Source organism: Bacillus sp. AFS073361, assembly GCF_002567005.1.
Lineage (GTDB): Bacteria > Bacillota > Bacilli > Bacillales > Cytobacillaceae > Neobacillus.
Genome location: NZ_NUZU01000085.1, coordinates 1 through 803 on the forward strand (window position 1 = coordinate 1; position 803 = coordinate 803).

1 protein-coding gene and 1 pseudogene are annotated in these 803 nt (G+C 38.4%); one reads left to right on the forward strand and one right to left on the reverse strand.

All coding sequences use genetic code 11. The features are described 5' to 3' along the window. Nucleotides 1-206 precede the first annotated feature (206 nt). Entirely contained in the window at nucleotides 207-425 is a 219-nt protein-coding gene (locus COJ96_RS25420) for a spore germination protein (protein ID WP_098576555.1), read from the reverse strand. 205 nt (nucleotides 426-630) lie between these two features. On the opposite strand from COJ96_RS25420, the pseudogene COJ96_RS29420 reads away from it, so the two are divergent. After that, a pseudogene (locus COJ96_RS29420) lies at nucleotides 631-803 on the forward strand (Crp/Fnr family transcriptional regulator); the annotation flags it as partial.

The window sequence follows — 803 nt, forward strand, 5'->3', positions numbered from 1 at the left end:
TCCTTGGCTTCATCATTCTAGCAGCAGGTTACAATGCTGGTAGAATCGGTTTAGACCGCTGGGTGGTCCCGTTCTTCAAAAAGACTAGCAAAAAAGGTACTGGGCATGAAAAAGCAAAGGTAAGTGCATAAATAATTTGTAAACAAAAGACGATTCGGGCTTCATACCGAATCGTCTTTTGTTCTATTTTGTATCGAATGAAATGTTTAGTTATCGTGAACGATGGGTTGGTCGAATAGATCGGAATTAACTGCAGTAGTATTACTGTGCCCCGTAACGGTTGTGATATGAACCCCTGTATTGGAAGAACCTGAGCCGTGTGTATTTTTCGAGGCGCTTTTAGGAGAGATAAATAAGGAACTGCCAAATTGGACAACCCCGCCACTAATTGAATCGATTTTCACCGGAAGTGGAAACTCAGACATAGAAGAACATCCTTTGCACTTTAATATTTTACTATATGTGAATCAGCAATCTTTTGTTCTCGGATTGCGATTGGGTGCCGTTCAAAAGTTCGTCATAACATTTCAAACAAACTGTGAACTTGTTACTATACCCATGTTGTTTAATGAAAAAAGGAATATAGTGTAAGTATAAAGAACAAATAAATTTTGAAGGGCGGAATCATTTATGTTTAATACATTTTTAAGAGAAAATAAAATTGCAGCGGCCATCTTAACTGTCTTACGATTATATCTTGGTTATTCTTGGTTTACAGCAGGTTTTGGAAAATTAACAGGCGCCGGCTTTGATGCTTCTGGATTCTTAAAAGGAGCCATCGCTAACCCAGTAAAAGGTCCAGA

Bases quoted from the DNA above. Each gene is read 5' to 3' on its own strand.
- COJ96_RS25420 (WP_098576555.1), bottom strand. From the start codon at position 425: ATGTCTGAGTTTCCACTTCCGGTGAAAATCGATTCAATTAGTGGCGGG.